Here is a 761-nt window from a genome sequence, read left to right on the forward strand (position 1 = left end):
TTGCCCTGGTCGTACGTAAAGCTCTGGCGCAGGGGTTCGGGAATCGAATTGAGTTTGGCCGAGAAGCCCGCCAGAGCAGAGGCGGCGGTTGCGTCCTGCATCTTGGCAAGCAGCACCAGGCGGCTGGTGCGCTCGACGAGCACGCCAACAGAGGATTGATTTCCGGCGCCCTTGATAAAGTCGCCTTCCCAATGACCGGGCAGCAGGCGGTCTTCGATTTCGGGCGGGCGCACGTGGATACTGACCATGTCGGGAATCTGCCCGCGTCGGTCTGTACCGCGCGTGCGGGACATACGGGTGCTGTGGCCGTGGCGCAGGCAGGCAATCAACTGGCGGCGCAATTCGCCGCGCGGCTGAGCGTAGATAGCCGTGTAGATGGTTTCATGCGATACGTGCTGGGTCGGATCGGTCGGATACATGCGCCTAAGTGTGCCCGATATCTGCTGGGGCGACCACTTCCACTCGAGCAGGGTGAGCACGACTCGCCAGCAAACGCTTTGCGGGCAAAGCTTGGCGGGGCGGCGACCAGCGCTACGGCGGGAGGCGCACAGCGCTTGAGCAGGCACTGATGCGTAGCCAGCAGGAGAACTGTTCCGTGTCAGTTCACGGCTCACGGTGGACGGCGAGCGCCCGAGCATTCGGGCCATGGCCCGAATGCTCACATCCTGCAGTCGTAGGCTTGCGATGGCGAGGCGTTCTTCAGGTTGAAGGTGCTGGTATGAAGTAGTTTTGTCGGGCATTGCAACACCTTATACGAGATA

1 protein-coding gene is annotated in these 761 nt (G+C 61.9%); it reads right to left on the reverse strand.

Translation table 11 applies throughout. The annotated features are described in order from the left end of the window. On the reverse strand, positions 1-740 hold a 740-nt coding region (locus AWB75_RS36515), incomplete at its 3' end, for an IS30 family transposase (protein WP_061127437.1). Positions 741-761 lie beyond the last annotated feature (21 nt).

It is taken from the genome of Caballeronia catudaia (assembly GCF_001544755.2).
Lineage (GTDB): Bacteria > Pseudomonadota > Gammaproteobacteria > Burkholderiales > Burkholderiaceae > Caballeronia > Caballeronia catudaia.